Annotated in this window: 14 protein-coding genes; all 14 read right to left on the reverse strand. The window is 68.4% G+C overall.

Translation table 11 applies throughout. From position 1 onward, the window contains the following. Positions 1 to 91: 91 nt before the first annotated feature. The gene (locus ACFPOB_RS18535; RefSeq protein WP_377799842.1) at positions 92 to 1,438 is read right to left on the reverse strand and encodes a serine/threonine-protein kinase; all 1,347 of its coding nucleotides are present in this window, start codon (positions 1,436 to 1,438) and stop codon (positions 92 to 94) included. Between the two features lie 27 nt (positions 1,439 to 1,465). Next, positions 1,466 to 3,082, reverse strand: coding sequence for a sigma 54-interacting transcriptional regulator (locus ACFPOB_RS18540; protein ID WP_377799843.1), 1,617 nt, complete (start codon positions 3,080 to 3,082; stop codon positions 1,466 to 1,468). A gap of 22 nt (positions 3,083 to 3,104) precedes the next feature. After that, positions 3,105 to 5,963: a type VI secretion system ATPase TssH gene (gene tssH, locus ACFPOB_RS18545; protein WP_377799844.1), complete on the reverse strand. Its 2,859-nt coding sequence runs from the start codon at positions 5,961 to 5,963 to the stop codon at positions 3,105 to 3,107. A gap of 63 nt (positions 5,964 to 6,026) precedes the next feature. Beyond that, positions 6,027 to 6,545 (reverse strand): Hcp family type VI secretion system effector, encoded by a 519-nt coding sequence (locus ACFPOB_RS18550; RefSeq protein WP_092160192.1) that lies wholly within the window; start codon positions 6,543 to 6,545, stop codon positions 6,027 to 6,029. Positions 6,546 to 6,854: 309 nt separating this feature from the next. After that, positions 6,855 to 7,214, reverse strand: coding sequence for a hypothetical protein (locus ACFPOB_RS18555; protein ID WP_377799845.1), 360 nt, complete (start codon positions 7,212 to 7,214; stop codon positions 6,855 to 6,857). Positions 7,215 to 7,234: 20 nt separating this feature from the next. Next, positions 7,235 to 8,731: a type VI secretion system Vgr family protein gene (locus ACFPOB_RS18560; RefSeq protein WP_377799846.1), complete on the reverse strand. Its 1,497-nt coding sequence runs from the start codon at positions 8,729 to 8,731 to the stop codon at positions 7,235 to 7,237. A gap of 35 nt (positions 8,732 to 8,766) precedes the next feature. Next, the gene (locus ACFPOB_RS18565) at positions 8,767 to 9,771 is read right to left on the reverse strand and encodes a serine/threonine-protein kinase (protein WP_377799847.1); all 1,005 of its coding nucleotides are present in this window, start codon (positions 9,769 to 9,771) and stop codon (positions 8,767 to 8,769) included. Between the two features lie 35 nt (positions 9,772 to 9,806). Then, positions 9,807 to 10,493, reverse strand: a complete 687-nt coding sequence (locus ACFPOB_RS18570) for a PP2C family protein-serine/threonine phosphatase (RefSeq protein WP_377799848.1) — start codon at positions 10,491 to 10,493, stop codon at positions 9,807 to 9,809. After that, complete coding sequence (gene tagF, locus ACFPOB_RS18575; protein WP_377799849.1) at positions 10,490 to 11,182, reverse strand: type VI secretion system-associated protein TagF; 693 nt, start codon at positions 11,180 to 11,182, stop codon at positions 10,490 to 10,492. Before tagF ends, ACFPOB_RS18570 begins: the two co-directional genes overlap by 4 nt. After that, positions 11,179 to 14,766 carry a type VI secretion system membrane subunit TssM gene (gene tssM / locus ACFPOB_RS18580; RefSeq protein ID WP_377799850.1) on the reverse strand — a complete coding sequence of 1,196 codons (3,588 nt, stop codon included), beginning with the start codon at positions 14,764 to 14,766 and terminating at the stop codon, positions 11,179 to 11,181. Before tssM ends, tagF begins: the two co-directional genes overlap by 4 nt. After that, a complete protein-coding gene (icmH, locus tag ACFPOB_RS18585) occupies positions 14,763 to 15,776 on the reverse strand; it encodes a type IVB secretion system protein IcmH/DotU (protein ID WP_377799851.1) in 1,014 nt (337 codons plus the stop codon). The genes tssM and icmH overlap by 4 nt, the downstream gene beginning before the upstream one ends. After that, positions 15,773 to 17,107: a type VI secretion system baseplate subunit TssK gene (gene tssK, locus ACFPOB_RS18590; protein WP_377799852.1), complete on the reverse strand. Its 1,335-nt coding sequence runs from the start codon at positions 17,105 to 17,107 to the stop codon at positions 15,773 to 15,775. The genes icmH and tssK overlap by 4 nt, the downstream gene beginning before the upstream one ends. Before the next feature lie 9 nt (positions 17,108 to 17,116). Further along, positions 17,117 to 17,647: a type VI secretion system lipoprotein TssJ gene (gene tssJ / locus ACFPOB_RS18595; protein ID WP_377799853.1), complete on the reverse strand. Its 531-nt coding sequence runs from the start codon at positions 17,645 to 17,647 to the stop codon at positions 17,117 to 17,119. Next, on the reverse strand, positions 17,644 to 19,017 hold the full coding sequence (gene tagH / locus ACFPOB_RS18600; protein ID WP_377799854.1) for a type VI secretion system-associated FHA domain protein TagH: 1,374 nt from the start codon (positions 19,015 to 19,017) through the stop codon (positions 17,644 to 17,646). The genes tssJ and tagH overlap by 4 nt, the downstream gene beginning before the upstream one ends. Between the last annotated feature and the right edge of the window lie 98 nt (positions 19,018 to 19,115).

The raw sequence follows: 19,115 nt of genomic DNA on the forward strand, positions 1-19,115 counted from the left end.
TCGAATCGCGAAATTGCTCTAGGTCCTTGCTTTATCGCATTTTCTTCACGCGAACCGGTGTCCATTTCGCTCGAAAATGCTCTAGGACTGCTCAGCCGAAGAGCGCTTTCGCAAAGCCTGCGGCATCGGCTGGACGCTGCTCGCGCTCGAAGGCGAGCGCTGCCGCCACCGCCTGCCAGACCTTGTCCTCGACATCGATCGGTCTTGCCGGCGACAGGCTCCGTTCCCGGGCCTCGACCGCTGCCTTGCCGTCGAAGGGGTGTCTCCCCGCGAGCAATTCATAGGCGATGCAGCCGAGCGCATAGACGTCGTCATCCGTCCGGCGCTCGGCCGTTTCGATCATCTGCGGGCTAGCATAGGCCATGGTCAGCCCGCCAAGCGAGGTCGGATCGAAACCGCCGTCACGGGCTGCGCTGGCGATACCGAAATCGAGCAGCTTCACGCTGCCCGCCGCGAGGAAGACATTAGCCGGCTTTATGTCGGCATGGATGATGCCGCGGGCATGGGCGTGGCCAAGGCCGGCGCAGAGGCCTTCCAGGATCTCCCTGCCCTCCTCCCAGCCGACGGCGGTCTGGCCGGCGCGGGCGATGCGCTGGTCGAGCGGCTCGCCTTCGAGCAGTTCCATGACGATGAAGAGATGGCTGCCATCGCGTTCGAAATCATGGATCGTCACGATGTTCGGGTGGGCGAGTTCCTGCGCCCGGCGTGCCTCGGCCTCGATCGTGCGCAGCGCCTCGGGGTGGTGACGAAAATCGCCGCCGAGCAGCTTCAGCGCGACATAGGGCTGGTGGCGCATCGCTTCGAGCCGGCGCCGGTCGACGGCGCGATAGACCGTCCCCATCCCGCCGCGGCCGATCTCGGCATCGAGGATGAAGCGATCCTTCAGCATGGCGCCGATGCCGATCCGGCGCGTCTCGCGCCGTGGATCGAGCTCGAAGCGGCGGACGCGGCCGGCCTCGGCATTGCTGGCGTCGCGCCGGAAGCGCAGGCTGCGGAAATCGGCGAGGCTGGCGTCCAGCATCGGGTCAGAACGGGCTTCGCCCGTGCGGTTGCGGCCACGCAACCCGGCGAAATCGCCGATCAGCGCATTGACGACGACCTCGTCGACCTTGTCGCGGATCGTGCCGGCCGGCGGCAGGGCGACGGCCGGATCGGGCGCGGCCGGGCGCGGCGGTGCCAGCGGGACTGTCGGTGGATCGAGGCCGGCATCTTCCGGCACAGCGGCCGCCGGATGACCGCCGAGCTCGCCAGCGAGAAGCGATGCGAGATCGGACGGCAGGCGTCCTTCATTGGCCCAGCTTTCCAGCCGCGCCAGGACCGGCAGCGCGGTGCCGTCGCCCAGGACCAGGCTCTTCAGCGCCGCGACGAGCCGCTCGAACGGCATCCTGCCGGAGACGAAGGCGGCAAGGGCGCGATCGGCCTCGTCCACCTTATCCATCGCTGCATCCTCTTCGCCCTGCCCGGTTCATGGCGTCCTGATGGCATAGCGCTGCAGCTTCTCGACCAGGCTGCGGCGTGAGATCTGCAACAGGCGGGCGGCCCGACTCTGGTTCCAGCCGGCTTCGCGCAGCCGGTTCTCGATCACGATCGCCTCGTATTGCCGCACTGCCGAACGCAGGCTGGTGCCGCCCTCGGCTGCCGGCGTCTGCACGATGATATCCGGCGCGGCCTTGGCGAGATGGGCCGGCAGGTGCTTCAGGTCGATACGCTCGTCGCCATCGATCAAAAGCGCGGCGCGCTCGGCCATGTTCTTGAGTTCGCGGACATTGCCGGGATAGCGCCAGCGGCAGAGCGCATCGAGCGCGCGCGGCGTCAGCGAAAAGCCCTCGCGGCCATGCACCTGCGCGATCCGCCTGAGGAAGAAATCGATCAGCAGCGGGATGTCAGATGGGCGCTCGCGCAAGGGCGGGATCGTCACCGGGAAGACGCTGAGCCGGTAATACAAGTCCTCGCGGAAGCTGCCCTGGGCGATCTTCTGGGGCAAATCGAGATTGGTCGCGGCGATGATGCGGACATCGACCTTCTCCAGCCGCGTGTCGCCGAGGCGGCGCACCGAACCTTCCTCGAGCAGGCGCAGAATCTTGGCCTGCAGCGGCAGCGGCATGTCGCCGATCTCGTCGAGGAAGAGCGTGCCGCCATTGGCCTCGTGCACCAGCCCCTTCTTGTCGGCGAGCGCGCCCGAGAATGCGCCCTTGCGATGGCCGAAGAGCTCGCTCTCCAGCAACGTCTCGGGCAGCGCGGCGCAGTTCTGCGCGACGAAGGGCCGATCCCGGCGCTTGCCGAGGCGGTGGACCGCATTGGCGAAGACATCCTTGCCGGTGCCGGTCTCGCCGAGCATCAGCACAGCGACCGATGAGGAGGCGGCGCGGCGCGCCAGATCGAGCGCCGCCCGGAAGGCCGGGCTCTCGCCGACGACCTGCTCCTCCTGCGGGATGGCCATCACCTTGAGCCGCGAATTCTCGCGGGCGAGATCGGCATTGCGCCGGTCGAGCTGGCGGATCAGCTCGCGATTCTCCTCGAACAGACGGGCATTGGCGATCGCGACGGCGGCATGAGCCGCGAAGGAACCGACGACGCGCTCGAAGGCTTTTGGCAGCGCCCCGATCTCGCCGCCGGGGGTCAATTGCACATTGATCAATTGGAGCACACCGAGGGTGACGCCCTCGACGTTCCAGAGCGGCGCGACCACGAACGAGCGCGTGCGATAGCCGGTGCGCTCGTCCTGCTCACGCAGGCGTACGAAATCGAAACCGCTATAGTCATAGACATCGGCCAGGTTGACGATCTTGCCGGTAACTGCAGCGAAGACATTGGCGTCGCGCAGGTTGAAGGCATTGCCCTCGGCATAGACCGGGATCTCGCCGGGAAGCGCCGCGGCATCGGGCGCGACGTCGTTCTGGCCGACGAGGCCGTGCAGGTGCCGGCCGGTGCGGTCGAGCACCAGCACGCGCCCGCCCTCGGCGCGCGTCAGGCGGCGCGCCGAGTTGACGACGGCCCCAAGCAGGGCCTCGAGGCGACGCTCGGTGGCGAGCGTCGTGGTCAGCTCGATCAGCTCCTCGGCGACCGAGAGGGGGTCATGCATCGGGCGGGCTCGCGCGACACCGTCACTCGGCCGCCTGCGCCACCGGCTCGGCGCCGGGCAGCGTGAAGCGGTAGGTAAAGCTGCCCTCCGGCCCGATATCGACCGACAAGCTCTCGGGCGCATGCTCCTCGCCCATGCGGCCGATGATCTCGGTCGCGATCTCCGGCAGCAGCGTGCGGTTGACGATGTGGTCGATATTGCGGGCGCCGGTGTCGACATCGGTGCAGCGGGCGGTGATCGCCTCGACGACGGCATCCGAATAGTGGAACGCTATCTTCTGGCTTTCGCGCAGGCGCTTCCCGACCTTGTTGAGCTTCAGCCTGACGATCTCGCTCAGCACATCCGGCATCAGCGGATAGAACGGCACGATCTGCATGCGCGCCAGCAGCGCCGGCTTGAAATGCCGCGACAGGCTCGGGCGGATCGCCTCGGTCAGCTCGGCCGTCGAGGGCTTCTCGCCTTGCGTGCCCATTGCCGTGATGATGTCGGTGGCGAGATTGGAGGTGAGGATGATCACCGTGTTCTTGAAATCGATGATCCGGCCTTCGCCATCGGCGAGCGTGCCCTTGTCGAAGACCTGGTAGAACAGGTTGAGAACCTCAGGATCGGCCTTCTCGCACTCGTCGAGCAGCACCACTGAATAAGGCCGCTGGCGCACCGCCTCGGTCAGAAGCCCGCCCTCGCCATAGCCGACATAGCCGGCGGGGGCGCCAACGAGCTTGGAGACGGTGTGCTTCTCCTGGAACTCCGACATGTTGATGGTGATCAGGAAACGCTCGCCACCGAAGAGCAAATCGGCGAGCTGCGTCGCGAGCTCGGTCTTGCCGACGCCGGAGGTGCCGACGAAGAGGAATACGCCCATGGGCTGGCCGGGATTGTTGACGCCCGCCTTGGCGGCGCGCATGCCCTCGTCCAGCGCCGAGACGGCATGGTCCTGGCCCTTGATGCGCTGGCGCAGATTGGCGGCCATGCCGAGGATCGCGGCGGCCTCGTCCTTGACCATGCTGCCGACCGGAATGCCGGTCCAGTCCGAGATGACTTGGCCGACGGCGTCTGCGGTGACCTCGTAATGGATCATCGCGGTCTTGCCGCGGGTCCTGTCCAGCTCGGCGACGGCTTGCTGCAGCTCCTGCTCGGCCGCCTCACGAGACGAACCGGCTTCATCAGCCTCGTCCTCGTCGCGATCATCATCATCGTCGCCGTCGTCGTTATCGGCGGCCTTGGTTTCAAGCGCCGCGATGCCGTCAGGCCCGAGGCCCAGCTCGCGGCGCAAGGCGACGATGCGGTCGACCAGCGCCTTCTCGCGCTCCCATTGCGCGGTCGCCTCTACCTTCTGCGCCTCGATCCCGGCGATCTCCTCCTCGATCTCGGCGATGCGCGGATTCTCCTTGCCGAGGGTGGTGCGGTCGCGCTCCAGCGCTGCGAGCTCGCGGCGCAGCGTCGCGATCCGACGCTCCTGGTCGTCGATGCCGGCCGGCTTGCTGGAAAGCGAGAGCTTCACGCGGGCGCAGGCGGTGTCGAGCACGTCGACCGCCTTGTCGGGCAATTGCCGGCCCGAGATGTAGCGGGCCGAGAGCTTGGCAGCGGCGGCGACGGCATCGTCGCGGACATAGACGCCGTGGCTCTTCTCATAGGCGGCGCGCAGGCCGCGCACGATGGTGATCGCCTCCGACGGCGAGGGCTCGTCGAGCTTGACCAGCTGGAAGCGCCGCGCCAGCGCCGGATCCTTCTCGAAATATTTCTTGTACTCCGACCAGGTCGTGGCCGCGACGGTGCGCAGTTCGCCGCGAGCGAGCGCCGGCTTCAGCAGATTGGCGGCGTCACCGCCACCGGCCGACGCGCCGGCGCCGACCAGCATGTGCGCCTCGTCGATGAAGAGCACGATCGGCTTGGGCGAGGCCTTGACCTCGTCGATGATGCCCTTGAGCCGGTTCTCGAACTCGCCTTTGACGCCGGCACCGGCCTGCAGCATGCCGAGATCGAGGCTCAGCAATTCGACGTTCTTGAGGAAGTCCGGGACATCACCCTCGGCCATTTTGAGCGCGAGCCCCTCGACCACCGCGGTCTTGCCGACGCCGGGATCGCCGACGCAGATCGGGTTGTTCTTGCGGCGCCGGCCGAGGATGTCGATCATCTGCCGGATCTCGCGGTCGCGGCCGAAGACCGGGTCGATCTTGCCCTTGCGGGCCTGCTCGGTGAAGTTGATGGTGAAGCGGGCGAGCGCGCCATCGGGCGGCAGCGCCCCGTTGCCTGCCTGGGCCGGGGCTGCACCCGGCGTCGCGGCGGGAACCGTCGGCTCCTCGGCCGAGGGCGCGACGATGTCGCGGAACTTGGCCTTCAGTTCAGCGAGCGGGATCGCCCGCATCGCTTCGAACCAGTCGGCCATGGCGTAGCGGCTGGGGCTGGCGAGCAGGGCCGCGACGATCGCGCCCGAGCGGATCTGCTGCTGGCTAAGCTCGATCGAGCTGATCAGCCAGGCATCGGTCAGCAATTCGATCAGGCCCGGCGAGAAGACGGGCCGGCCGGTATTGCCGGTCTTGAGCGTCTCGGTGGCGCGCTGCAGGCCGCGCTTCAGGCCGGAGGCGTCGAGCCCGAACTGCTTCAGGATGATGCCGAGATCGCGCTGCTCGTCTTCCGACATCACCAGCAGGAGATGCTCGACTGCCACCTCGTAATGGCCGCGACCGACGCTGTGGCCGGCGGCGGTTTCCAAGGCCCGCTTGACGTAAGGGTTCAGCCGCCCGAGCAGCTGCTTGAGATCGACCTGGACCATGGTGGAACGCCCCCTGCCTGGCGCCTGGCGCCGGATGTCGCGCCGGGCTTGAGACCCGGTCTGCGCGATGGCGTAACTCAGCGCGTCGAGGTGACTGGCCGATGACATCTACGTCACCGTAGCGTTGCAAAGCCGCCGCACAGAGGCTGCGCGGCGGCCCAATTCGCGGGATCAGGCGGCCTGCCAGGAATCCTCACCCTCGGTCGAGGCCTTGGTGTGCTTCCAGGTGACCTTCTCATAAGTGAAGGACCAGTCTTCCATCGGGCGCAGATGGTCGTTCGCCTGGGCGACGGTCAGCGGCAAATAGGACTTGCCTTCGCAGAGCTTGGCGTTTTCCCACTTGAACTCGAAGAACTCTTCCGGCTCGCCGAGGCCGGCGGTGTCCGGGCGATAGAACTTGCAGACGATCTCGGTCAGGGTCTCGCCCTTGGCCAGCGCCTGCCAGAGCAGCGGCGAAGACCGGTCCATCAGCTTGGTGAAGGTGACCGGCTGGTGGACGCGGGCGCCGGAGGTGAAGCCCGATTTCGGATCGCGCGGGTTGATCACGCCGCTGGTGAAGGAGAGCACGGTGATCTCATTGCCATGCTTGTCGTACTTCGCGCCGGCGCCGGCGCTCTTGATGGTGCTGGCCTCGCTGGAGATGTCCCCCTGCTTCTGGCCCTTGATGGTCATGTAGGCGTCGAGTGCCATTGTTCTCTTCCCTGGAAATTCGTTGCCCCGGCACGAGCCGGTGTCCATTCTCGGCAAGGGCCATACCAAGCGGAAGAAAGCGGCTATCCATTTGATAGTGCTTCAATAAATCTGTTTGCGTCACTGCCGTGACTGCGCAGTTTCCTGCGCTCATTCGGCTAACTGCGCAGGCGCGCGCTCACCGCTCTCAGCCGCCATGTGGACGGGACGTAGGCGATGCCGGCCATGCAGCGGAGGTCGCCGCCCAGAATGCAGCGTCGCCACGATCTTGATTTGAACAATGGCAGTGATTTCAGCCGGGCAGCAACTTCAGCCGCGCGTCCGCCCCACGGCTTCCAGCCGGCTGTCGCAGGCGAGGACGGCGCGCGTCACCAGATCGACGATGAGATCGGCGCTGACGCGGTAGCCCATGTCGCCGGCGACCAGCTCGCCGCTGACATGGATGCCGGCACAGGCGCGGTTCTCGCGCTGCGTCTGAGCGGCCGGGCTCGCCGACAGCCTGATCCGCACCGGCAGACCATCCGGCAAGGCAGCTTCGCGCCAAGTCTCGCCCGGCACCGCAACGAGATGGAAGCCGAAGGCCTCGCCGGGAAAGACCTGGGTGCGCACCGCCTCGTGGACGAGCGCGGCAAGCGGATCGAGTTCGCGGGTCGGTGGCTGCCAGATCATCGCAGGAAATGACCCGGAGCTCAGCTCGCCGAGCCGTCGTTCATCTCGAACAGCGTGCCCGATGGCGAGCGGAAGCGATTGAGCGTGCGGTTGCGCTTGGAGACGACGTTCGGGGTCAGCGGGTTCGGCACGGCGCCGACGATGATCGGCCGGTCGATATCGCCGTTGACGCAGGAGAGCACGACCTCTGTGCCCTTCAGCAGCGGGAAATGCATGCCGGTGTCGGAGGGACCGGCATAGGGCTCGGCCTTGCGCAGGAACTCGCTGGCCTTGCCGTCGGCGCTATCGCCCTCGTCATAGCGCAGACGCACCTTGTAGCGCCCCTGCGTGTCGACCTCGGCGCGCGTGCCGTCGGCCTCGCCATCAACGAAGGCGTTGAACAGCCCCGCCGCCAGCGGGCGCGGCGTGCGCCGCTCGGGCCGGAACGGCACGGAGAGCGGGATCGCCTCGAAGCGGTTGCCATAGGGCGCGCCGGCGACGGCCTCTCCAGTGCCATAGCCGACCGGCGCCGGAGTCGAGACCTCGTGCTCGATGGAGATGACGAGGTAGCGATCGTCGAGCGAGGGATGCCCGCTCAGGCTGAAGAACATGCCGGGGCGCAACTGCGGCGCATTGCTAACGCCGCGGAAGATCTTAGCCCGGCAGGCGATCTCCTCGGCCCGGACCTTGGCGAGCTGGTCGCCCTCGTCGGGTTCGAGGAAGTGCTGACCGTATTCGATGATGGTGCCGGTCTTGCCGGCCTCGACCTCGGCGCGGGCGCGCAGCAGTAGCGCCGGCTTCTCGGGATTGTACTCGCGCAGCACGACCGATTTCGTCACCGGCCGGGCGACGAAGCCAAACGAGGTCACCGCCGCCTGAGACGTGGTGATCGCGTCATGGCCATGGCGATAGGGTAGCGATCTCGCCTCGATGAAGGCGACATTGCTGTCGCCGAACACCGCGGTCTCGCCGTCATCGCCCTGCTTGAAGAAATAGAAGATGCCGTTGCCCTCGCACCAGCGCGAGAGGAAGGACAGGTCGCTCTCATTGTACTGCACGATGAACTCCCGCTCGCGATAGCTCGCGGCGAGGTTGAGCTCGTGGTCGATGGTGATGTGGCCGTGATTGGCCGCCAGCGAGCCCTCGAGCTCCTTCTGGATGATGTCCTTGACCGAGACCTTGCTGGTCGAGCCGTAGACCTGGTTTTGGCGGCTGAGCTCGAGCATCCTGAGGCGCGGCGCGATCACGACCGCGTAGAGATGGCCCTGATCGCCGAGCGGGTCCTGCACGGCGAACTCGACGACGACACCGTGGACCGCAAGTTCGCCGGCTTCGGTGTGCAGCGTCAGCTTGGCCCGCTCGCCGACCACGTCCTCGGCACTGATCGCCTTATCCGAGCGGAACGCCACCCGGTAGGCGTAAGGCTCCGAGATCGCCTCCCGGCCGGTGACCCGCTCGACATGCAGGCCGTCCCTGATGCTGCCGCTGGCAAGCGAGAGCGCGATCGTGGTGTCGTGACTGGCGGGTCGGTCGAGCATGGCACGTCGCGTCCGGTAAGGGGAACAAGGTGACGCTAGGGCGGGGCGTTGACAGGTTTACGACGATGCAGCCGTCGAAGCAGGCTTTGTGCATTGCCGAGCAAGGCGCGGCGGTGGTCCGAAAGCCGCGGCCATAGGATGCGCCTGGCGAAATCAAGGGCGCTGCCCGGCCGCGTCCCAGCCTCCCAGTCGAAGCCGCGCCGCAGCGCGACCCAGCGGCCGCCGCGAAAGCCGGGCGGCGGGGGCGGGATCAGCCCCTCCGCCATCGCCGCCGCAGACGAGCGGCCGTCGAAGGGATGTTTCCCGGCGACCATCACATAGGTCAGCACGGCGAAGGAAAAGATATCGTCGCGCGGGTCCGGCGCCTGCCCGGCGAGCGCGGCGGGCGAGGCATAGGCCGGTGTGACCGCGCGCAATCGCTTGAGGAAGAAGCCGGTCTCGTCCTCGGATGGCCGGTGATCGGGCGGCAGCAGCGGCTGGGCCGTGCCGAAGTCGATCAGCTTCACATGGCCGTCCTGGGTGATGAAGACATTGCCCGGCTTCAGGTCGCCATGGACCATGTCGGCGGCGTGCACCGCGGCGAGCCCGGCCCCGAGCTCGGTGACGATGCGCAGCGCCAGCCGGCGCTCCAGCGCCCTGCCGTCGCGCTCCCGCATCACCTGCGCCAGCGTCTTGCCGCGCAGCAGTTCCATGACGAGGAAGTGCAGCGGCCCCTCGCGATCGAAATCGTACACCTGGACGACGTTGGGATGGCGCATAGCCAGCAGCCGCCGGCCCTCGCGATGCAGCAGGGTCGCGGCATCGTCATGGTAGCCGTCGCCGATATCGGTGACCTTGAGCGCGACCTCTGGATCGAGCGCCCGCGCCCGCCGGCGGACATGGTCGACGGCCCGGTAGACGGTGCTCATGCCGCCGCGCCCGACCACCTCGATTAGCTCGAAGCGCCCGCGCAGCAGCGTGCCGAGCGGGGCCGGCAGCGCCCGATCAGCCGATTGCGGCGGTGCGGCCGCAGGCAAGGTCGCGATTAGCGGCTCGCGCACTTCGGCAGCGTGCCGACGACGTCTGCGCCTGACCTTCACAGCCGCCTCGCGATCACGGCGGTGATGTCGTCGCGGCCGCCATTGGCGACGGCACGGGCGACGAGCCGCTCGGCGAGGCCGGCCAGCGGCTCGTCCAGCAATTCGCCGATCTCGCCGTCGGCGAGCGCCTTGTTGAGACCGTCGCTACACAGGAGCAGCGTGTCGCCGGGCAGCGTCGGCGTCACGCAGCGCGCGATCGGCAGATAGGCGGCCGAGCCGACTGCGCGCGTCAGGACATGGCCGGCGCCAGGCCCATGCCCGAGGACATGGTCTTCGGTCAGCTGAGCGAGAGCGTCGTCGCGCCGGCGATAGACGCGGCTGTCGCCGGCCCAGAGGCAAACGAGCATGCCCTCGCCGACCAGTGCCACCGCGACAGTCGAGCCGACGATGTCGCCCTCGGCCGAGCGGGCCGCGTGCTCGCGCAGCGCCTCGTTGATCGCGGCAATGCCTTCCTCGGCAAGTGCGACGCGCATGGTCAGCGCCGCCTGCGGCTCCGAGACCGCGGCGAGCATGCGGGTGATCGACTGGCTTGCGAGCTCGCCATCGGCATGGCCGCCCATGCCGTCGGCGACCGCGAACAGCCCTGCCTCCGGCAAGGCGGCATAACTGTCCTGGTTGACGTCATGGCGCGGGCCCCGCCGCGTCGCGACCGAGACCTCCCAAGCTTCGCCAGCGAGGCTCATGTGCCCTGTCGAGCGCTTGCGACGCGCCAGCCATGACGCGACCAGTCGCCGGAGAAGAAGCCGGCGCAGGCGGTAGGGTTCGGCAGCCCTGCGCAGCGCAGCGCCGTCGCCGGCCGCGCATTCCATCGGCCATGCCACCAATGGCTGGCGCCGTCCTGCGCCGGGCTGTCGGCGGCACTGAGCGACAGGCGTTCCGCTTCACTGTCGACGACGAGCCGGCCGCCGCCCGGGCCGAACGAGAGGCTGACCGCTGCGCGCTGGATCTCAAGACGGCGGCGCAGGCTCACGAGCGCTTCGGGCAGGGATCGCTCGGTCGCGATCAGGTCGAGCACCACGACCTCGAACAGGTCCAGCACGCCCTCGCTCGCAGCGAAGCCGGCGCCGTCCTCTGCCGGCAGCTCCAGCGCCAAGGTCAGCGGGTAATGGCGCCGCACGCGATCGACCGAGCTGGCGAAGACCCCGATCCAGCCCCCTCCCCCGATCAAGCCGGGCGCGAGCCGGAAGCGCCAGGGCGGGCTGAGCAGATAGGCGTCGTCCCAGCGCGCGCCGAGCGCCTCGCGGCTCGCCGTCAGCATCGCCAGCAGCCAGGCCTCCCATGGCGCGACGAAGCGACCAGGCAGCCCGTGCTGCACGAAATCGCCGGCCCAGGGGACCTTGCCGAACAAGCCGAAGGCCGGCGCTTCGCTCACAACGAATCCGGGCAGCGGAAGGCGCGCAAGGCACCGAGATTGAACGGGTTGTTCACGCTCGCCGCCCGCAATTGGTAGACGACGCGGGCATTTTCCTCGCCCGTCACGGTGATGCTGAACTGGTCGGCGCCGCCGCGCGCCGCGAGCGAAGACGAATCGACCATGCGCAGCAGCGCCCAGGCTCCCGTGCGCTCGACGCGGGTGTCCTTGCCATTGAGGTCGGTCAGCGTGACCGCGACCGTGCTGGCATCGGTCTTGGTCGGCCACTCCAGATCGTAGGCGCGCTGCGCCTCATGTCGGTAGACGATATCCTTGCCGTCGAGCGCCAGCGTCGCGCGCAGCAGCTTCGGATCGAGGAAACTCGGCCGCAGGCTGAACTTCAGCGAGGGGGCCGAGCCCGAGCCGGCGAAGAAGGCGTTGCGGATCGCCCGCGCCCGATAGAACTGCGTCAGCGCCTCACGCTTCAACGGCAGGGCCGAGCCGTCGACGGTGATCGGCGCATAGCCGTTGCGCTGCTCGGTCACGAAGGGCGCGAGGTGCTTCTGGAAGAACTCGTCGAGCAAGCCGCCGGGCCGGAACATGTCGCTGAAATCGCGCAGCGAGACCTCATCCTTGGCGTTTGCGAAGAGCGGGTAGCGCTGGTCGAGCGCCGCCTGGCATTGCGGCAGCACGTCCCGGCGCCAGGCCTGATTGACGTAGTCGAGGGAGTCGCCGACCACCGAGGAGGCGCTGAGGCTCGCGACCGCCCGCATGATGCCGCGCACCGGCTCCGGCCGCAGCGCCGAATCCGCCCGGAGCTGGCCGAGCGCGTCGGCACCGGAACTGCCGCGCCGCGCTACGGCCTGATAGGCCGCCTGGCGCGGATCGGGCGCGTTCGAGACGTTGCTGAGCGCGCCATAGGCGCCGCTGAACAGCTCGCGGATACGGCCCATCGGGGCTTGCGCACCACCTTGCGGGGCGACCAGTTCGACCAGCGGGCGGAACGGCGCTGCGATCGTCGCGCCGGGCCAGGGTCCCTCCCCGAGCGCGGCAGTGGCGGCGGCATTGGCGGCGCTGCTCGCCGCCGCGGCGATGAGCCCGCCCGCCGTACCGGCCGGCCCGGGCAAGCCGGCGGTCGTGCCCGGCGCTCCCGGCTGCGGGTCACCGGGCAGCGGCAACTCGGTATTGGTGCGGACGATGCCGATCAGCCGTTCGAGCGGCGAGTTGGCGGCGGCGAGCGCCTGCACGGCCGAGAGCGCCTGCTGCGTCTCGGCGAAGGGCACCATCCGGGCCGCCGCGAGCGCGCCCTGCCAGAAACGGATGTAATCCGCGACATAGCGGTCCATCACCTCGCGCGTGCTGGTCTGGACCACCCCCGAGCCGGCCGCCTCGCCGCCGGTGACCCAGTCGATCCCAAGCTCCTCCCGGATCAGGATCGGCAGCCGAGGCAGCACGAAATCGTAGAAGCCCTCGCGCGTGAAGGCGGCAGGGATAACCGAGACGGCGGTGTTGCCGGTACGCCCGAGGCCGAAATCGATTACGCCGGCGCCGATCGCAGTGGACAGATCGATCGGGCGCAGGCGCGGGTTCTGCGCGGCCTCGCGAAGCAAGCGAGCATAGACCTGCTCGCTGCGCGGCGTCCGCATCAAGCGCGCCCGCGTCGTGTCGATGATGCGCCGGTCGGTCGGCAGCGGCTGCGGCAACAGCGCGACGAGCTCGTCGAAATGCCGTCCGAGCTCGGCCGCCCGGCTCTGGTCGACAGGAAAGGCGAGCTGCGCCTCCTCGCGCGCGGCGCGCTGCACCACGCTGCGATCGAAGCGCTCGCTGTCGCTCAGCATCAGATAGCTGCGTAGCAGCTCGCGTACCGCCTCGTTATCGGCTCCGATCTGCGACAAGCCGGTCAGCCGCTCCGACAGGCGCGCCGCGAAGGCCGGGTAGAGCCGGCCGACGAGCAGGCGCTCGCGCAGTTCCGCCGCCGCCGGTGCGAGCGAGGGCGTGGCGCTCAGACCGAAGCCGTCGAGCCAGCCGAGGATGCCGCCCTGCCCGCTGGCATCGCGCACCGCGTCGGCCGCCTGGAGGACCGGCAGCAGTGTCGCCGGCGTTGCGCGCCCGGGCACCGCCGCCAGCCGCGTCTCGACCGGCGCCAACGCCTCATTCGTCGCGGCGATCCGGGCTTGGCTGCGGCTCGCCGCGCCCCACCAGAGCACGCTGAGCCCGATCACCAGCGCCGCCGCGACGCCGTAGCCGATGTTCTGAGCCCTTACGAGGCTGCGTTCGAGCTTGCGGTCGACGCCAACCAGCCCCTGCTCCTCGAAGATCACGTCGGTCAATAGACGGTTGACGAAGAAGGCCTTGCCCTGTCCGGAGAACGGCGCGCGCTGGGCACTGGTCAGGCCGAAGCTGCGCCCAAATGCGGCGAGCACGCGGTCGATCGGCGTGCCCTCCTGCGTGCCGCTGGTGAAGTAGACGCCGCGCAGGCGCGACTGCGTCTCGAATTTGCTCTGCTTGAAGATCTCGTGGACGAAGCTCGCGAGGTCCTTGCGCAGCCCGGCGAACTCCTTGGGAAAGAGATAGATGCGTCCGCGCCGGTTGAGGCCGCGCTCGGCGTGAGCTCGCTCGCGCATGATCTGGTCGAGACGCTCGGCGAGCTCGCGCAGGTTCTGGTCGAGCAGCTCGGTCAGGCGCGTCGCCAGATTAGCGTCGGGCGGGAAGGTCATGCCCCAGACCTGCGCCCGCCCGGTCTCGTTCAGCCCGTCGAAGAATTCGGAGAAGCCGGGGATAAGGTCGCATTTGGTAATCAGCAGATAGGTCGGCAATTCGACGCCGAAGGTCTTGGTCAATTCCTGCAGGCGGGCGCGCAGCGCCGCGACATGGCGCTTACGCTCGACCTCGTTCTGCAGGAGGATGTCGGACAGGCTGATTGCCAGGACGACGCCGTTGAGCGGCCGGCGGCCGCGATGGGTCTTGAGCAAATCGAGGAAGCCGCGCCAGGCGGCGCCGTCGACCGCGGCGTTCGATTCATGGGTGGTGTAGCGGCCGGCGGTATCGATCAGCACCGCCTGGTCGGTGAACCACCAATCGCAATGGCGGGTGCCGCCGAGGCCGGCGACGGGATCGGTCCCGAGCGTGCGCGCCAGCGGGAAGTCGAGCCCGGAATTCTTCAGGATCGTCGTCTTGCCCGAGCCGGGCGGACCTATGATGACGTACCAAGGCAATTCGAACAGATAGGCGTCGCCCTTGCGCCCGGCGAAGATCGTCTCCTTGAGGGTGGCGAGCGCCCCCTCGAAGCGCTCGCGGATAATCTCGATCTCGTCGGTGCCGCCGGAATCGGCCATGGCCGCGAGCCCGCCGGTGTCGAGCAGCGACTTGATCATCCGGGCATTGGCGCGCCGCGCCAGATAGAGGCGCAGCAGCGAGACGCCGACCAGGCTGGCGAGCAGCACGACGATCGCGCTGGTGCGCGCCTCCGCCGAAACCAGCGGCGCCCAGCCGAAGAGCGAGAGATAGGACCCGCCGGCCCAGATCACCACGCAGAGCGCGATCACGCCGAAAACGGTAACCAGCCCGCGCAGCGACAGAAAGCCGAGCAGATAAGAGCGGATCATGGCCGCACCGTTCCGGCGGCGATCGTGTTCTGGAGCGCCTGCATGCGCTCGACCACCGGCGCGACCTCGACCGCGAGGCGGTAGCGATGGAAGCTGTACATCGTCACCAACAGGAAGCCGGCGGCGGCGAAGACGATCCAGAGCGGGAAGAAGCTCCGCAGCGCCTTCTCGGCGCCGACGCCCTGCCAGTGCGGCGAGAGTTCGGAGGGCGGCGGCGGCAGATTGCGGCCGACGAGCTGGCCGACCTCGTCCCGCAGATCGGCGAGACGCTCGCGGCCATTGTCGAGCACGCGATGCATGCCCTCGAAGCCGAGCAGCAGCACGAAATCGATCAGCTTGAGCAGCGCGATGTTCTTGCGTGGATCGGTCTTCACCCGGTCGAGGATGGCGAAGACCTTCTCGCCGCCCCAGGTCTCGTTGTGGAAACGGTTGAGCAGCGAGCTGGTGCTCCAGTCGCTGGCGGCGCCCCAGGGCGTCGTCATCACCGTCTCGTCGATCAACGAGCACAGCACATAGCGCGCTGCCTGGACATCGCCGGCGGCGGCGCCGTTCCGGACCGCCGCCTCCTCGAATTTATGGATCTGCTCGATCACCTCGCTGCGCAATTGCGTGACATCGGCGAAGTCGACGGCATCGCGCAATCGTGCCACCAGCGCCAGCAGCGGATTGGCGGCCGCGACCAGCGCATCGGAGCCATCCGCGATGCCGGTGCTCGCCTGCAAGGCGGCGGGAGGAGCTTCGCGCGTCGCAGTGGATGCACTGCGACGCTGCTGCGGTTTGGCAGGCTCATTGCGGGTGATGAGCGAGGAAGCCGACGCTGACGGTGGGAAGCCGGTCGATCGGGCCGCCGGCGGGGGAACGAAAGTCGGAGCCGCGAGTGGCTGGCGCGGCGGTGCGAACGGCGTCGTCGGCGGATCGTGGATAGCCGGTCCGGCCGGCCGCGGCTGCGCCAGGCCGACCGGCCTGTGCCCGACGACGGTCGGTGGATCGAAGCTCTGATCGCTGCTCACGCGCGTTTCCCGCGAATGGCCCAGAATTCGAGGTGCAGATCGGGATAGTCGCCGCTGACATGCAGGGCGAAGGCGGCCGAGCGCGTCAGGTTGCGCCAGAGCTCGACGCTCTGGTCGAGTTCGAAATAGACGCCGCCCTGCAGGAAGGGCAGCTCGCGCGGCGCCACCGGCAGCGCCGTCAGCGGGATGCCGGGCAATTGCAGATTGACGAGATCGCGGATCTGCTCGACCGAGCCGATCTTCATCGAGATCGGCAATTGGCTGCGCAGCGTCTCGGTCGGCACGCTCGCCAGCGCAATCAGGACGAAGCGCGCATCCTGGAACAGGGTGCGATCGCTGATCGTCGAGAGGCGGATGCCATAGCCACGGTCCTGCAGCGGCAGCGCGATCGCATTGCGCTCGATCACCACCGCGAGGAGCTGACGGAGCTGGTCGAGCACAGTTGCGAAGGAGGCGTCGAGATCGAGATGGTCGTAAGGGGGAAAATCGGCGCTCCGCCGGCGCGAGACCGAGAAGGTCGAGAGCTGGCCGGCAAGCGCCAGCGCCGCGCGATAGACCTGCTCGGGATGCAGGCCCGGCGTCGCGGCGAAATGGTCGAACACCGCTTCCTGGCCGTTGACGATCGAAAGCACGACGAGGTCGACGAGCCCGCCACTCTCGGCCGCGGCCGGACCAGCGGCGGATTGGCCGGCGAGCGCCTCCGCCCGGCTGCGCAATAGCGAACGGATCTCGCTGACGATGCGCATGAGGCGCTGCGAGGCCTGGAAGTCGAGGCTGGGCGGAATGTAATTCTCGTCGAGGAGCACGGCGCCGGTCGCGTCGACCTCGCGGATCCGCGCGATCGGCAGCGTGACGAGATCGTCTTCGGCTTCCCCTTCAAGCAGGAGCCGCGCCGAGAGCCGCCCGACCCTGAGGCTGACCGAGGCGCGGTCCGGCGCAGTCGCGTCGCGCACCGCCTGCTCGGCCGCCTCGTAACGCCGGCTGCGGCCGCCATCGCCGATTTCGGCACCGTCGAGCGGGCGCAGCGCGACGGCAAGCTTAACCAGCGTGTTCTTGGTGTTGGGCGGAACCGCCCGCGCCTCGATCGCGATGCCCCCGGCGGTGTCGATCACCGTACCGTCCGGCATCACGGCAGCGACCGACTGGACGGCGATGCGCCCGAGCGGCAGCAGTTCGGCCCCAAGCGTCAGCTTGCGCAGGCCCCAGGCGAAGGCGGCGAGCGCGGTGCTGCGGCCTTCGACCACATGCTCGATCCAGCGGTCATATTGCTGGAAATGCTGCGGGCGGATCAGCATGCCCTCGGACCAGAGCGGTTTGCTCACAAGCGTCATGGGGCGACCTCAGATCAGGCCAAAATTACGGGAGGCACGCTGCAACTCGATCCTTACGGCCAGAGCGCGCACGGTGATCAGGAAGGCGTTGTCGCGGTCCGGCACGATGTCGACCAGCGCGCGCCATTGCGCGACCTCGATCTGGCGGAAGCCGGCGATCACGCCGATATGCTTGGCCTCGGCTGGCGAGTCGCGCTTGACCGAGCTCTTCTCGCCGGGCTTCACCTCGAATTCGCGCTTGGCGACGAGATCGGCGCCGAGCTTGGCGGTGTCGCTGTCGAGCAGTTCGAAGAAGCTCGCCTGCTCAAAGGCGTTCTTGGTCTTGAGCTCGTAGACGCGCAGCACGATCGGCGAGGGATCGCCATTCGCGTTGACGTTGATCTCTTGATCGGCCTCGATCCCGAATTCGAGCGAGGTCGTCTTGGCCGCCGGCGGCCCCAGGGAGCAGGCGGCGACGAGCGGTGCGCCGGCACCGACCGCCAGGCCAGCGAGGAGCGACCGACGCGTCGGCAGCAGCAGCGATCCGGTGAGCGGTCTCACGCCTTTACTCCCGGCCCACGGGCCGAGGCACGCGCCAGCTCGTCCGAGACGAGCATGCGGATCGTGCGGTCGAGATCGCCGGCGAGATCGCCGTGCATTTCAGCATAGCGCTCCCAGAGACGACTGCGATCCGGCTTGCGGCCGAGCAGGCCGGGCTCGGCCTCGGCTTCGAGCCGCGACGGCGCCAGCCGGTCGAGCAGCTCGCGGATGCCGGTCTGCACCGCCGAGGCCAGCGCGACCTCATGCGCGTGCATGTCGGCGAAACACTGCTTCACCGCCATGTCGAGCGGCAGGAAGCCGGGCGCGCCCTCGACCACGACGCGGCGCAGCGCTTCGTCGCCATGCGAGAAGAACTTGAACGGGTTGTTTTCCTGCGGCGCGAGCCGGGTTTGGTCGAGGCGAAACTCGTCCTTCATCGACTTGCGGGCCGAGAGCATCGAGACCAGCCCGCCCGCCGCCTGACGCAGCGCGCCGCCGAGTTCCTCCAGCAGACGCGCCCGCGCCTCGGGCGGAATGCGTCCGGGATCGAGCCCGATTCCGGACCAGAAGGCGGCGGCGTCGCCGGAGCCCGACGCTGATGATCCGACCGGCAGGGCGACGTCAGCCATCGGCCGAGCAGGCGGCGGCGCACCAGGCTCCTGCGGCGTCAGATCGATCGAGGCGGCCCGCGCCATGGCGCGCTGGCGCAGCAGAGCGAGCGGATCGACCGCCGCGGCGGGCGCGGGCTGAGGTGCGACTGGCGACTCAGCAGGCATTGCCATCAGGGGCGCGGGTGTTGGCATGACTGGCACCGGCATCGCGACGGCCGAAGCCGGGGCGGCTTGCGTCTGTGCCGGGGCAAGGTCGCTGAAGTCGAAATCGTCCGGGATCAGGCCGGGGACCTGCGTCGGCTGGCGCTCAGTCGCCGCCCGTATCGAGGCCGGTATGACGGGCGCTGGCGCCGCAACGGGGACCGGCTGCATCGGCAGCGGCGCAACAGGCGGCGGAGCCACGGGCGCCGGCGGTGCCATGGCGGCTGGCATGGGGATCGGCGCAGGTGCCGATTCCTCGCGCAGGATCGCGACGGAGATGATGTAGTCGGCGATATAGATCGTATCGCCATTGCTCAGCGGCGCGCTCTGCTCGCGGCCGAGTGGCGCATCGACGGCATTGAGATAGACGCCGTTGGTGCTGGTGTCGGTGATCAGGAAGCCGCGGCCATTATGCGAGATGCGCGCATGCCGGGCCGAGAGCGTGTTGCGCTCGTCGGGCAGAACCCAGTCGCAGCTGGCGCTGCGTCCGAGCGTGCCGCCAGCCTCCGCGAAGATATGCGTAGACCGGTCGCCGAGCGTGCTGCGTTGCAGCCCGAGCACGGTCAGCAGCAGTCTCATCTCACCCCCGGCCCCACATAGACGCATGCCCCGCCGACCGGTCGGGCCGGCTCTTGGCGCTGCTGGCGCAAGGTTGGGCGAGGCGAACAACAATCATG

Source organism: Allobosea eneae, assembly GCF_042657265.1.
GTDB classification, from domain to species: Bacteria; Pseudomonadota; Alphaproteobacteria; order Rhizobiales; family Beijerinckiaceae; genus Allobosea; species Allobosea eneae.

Excerpts from the sequence above, each read along its gene's own strand:
- ACFPOB_RS18560 (WP_377799846.1), bottom strand. The coding sequence starts at position 8,731 with ATGCTCGACCGACCCGCCAGTCACGACACCACGATCGCGCTCTCGCTT.
- ACFPOB_RS18550 (WP_092160192.1), bottom strand. The coding sequence starts at position 6,545 with ATGGCACTCGACGCCTACATGACCATCAAGGGCCAGAAGCAGGGGGAC.
- ACFPOB_RS18535 (WP_377799842.1), bottom strand. The coding sequence starts at position 1,438 with ATGGATAAGGTGGACGAGGCCGATCGCGCCCTTGCCGCCTTCGTCTCC.
- tssM (WP_377799850.1), bottom strand. The coding sequence starts at position 14,766 with ATGATCCGCTCTTATCTGCTCGGCTTTCTGTCGCTGCGCGGGCTGGTT.
- tssK (WP_377799852.1), bottom strand. The coding sequence starts at position 17,107 with ATGACGCTTGTGAGCAAACCGCTCTGGTCCGAGGGCATGCTGATCCGC.
- tagH (WP_377799854.1), bottom strand. The coding sequence starts at position 19,017 with ATGAGACTGCTGCTGACCGTGCTCGGGCTGCAACGCAGCACGCTCGGC.
- tssH (WP_377799844.1), bottom strand. The coding sequence starts at position 5,963 with ATGTCATCGGCCAGTCACCTCGACGCGCTGAGTTACGCCATCGCGCAG.
- ACFPOB_RS18540 (WP_377799843.1), bottom strand. The coding sequence starts at position 3,082 with ATGCATGACCCCCTCTCGGTCGCCGAGGAGCTGATCGAGCTGACCACG.
- ACFPOB_RS18570 (WP_377799848.1), bottom strand. The coding sequence starts at position 10,493 with ATGAGCCTCGCTGGCGAAGCTTGGGAGGTCTCGGTCGCGACGCGGCGG.
- ACFPOB_RS18555 (WP_377799845.1), bottom strand. The coding sequence starts at position 7,214 with ATGATCTGGCAGCCACCGACCCGCGAACTCGATCCGCTTGCCGCGCTC.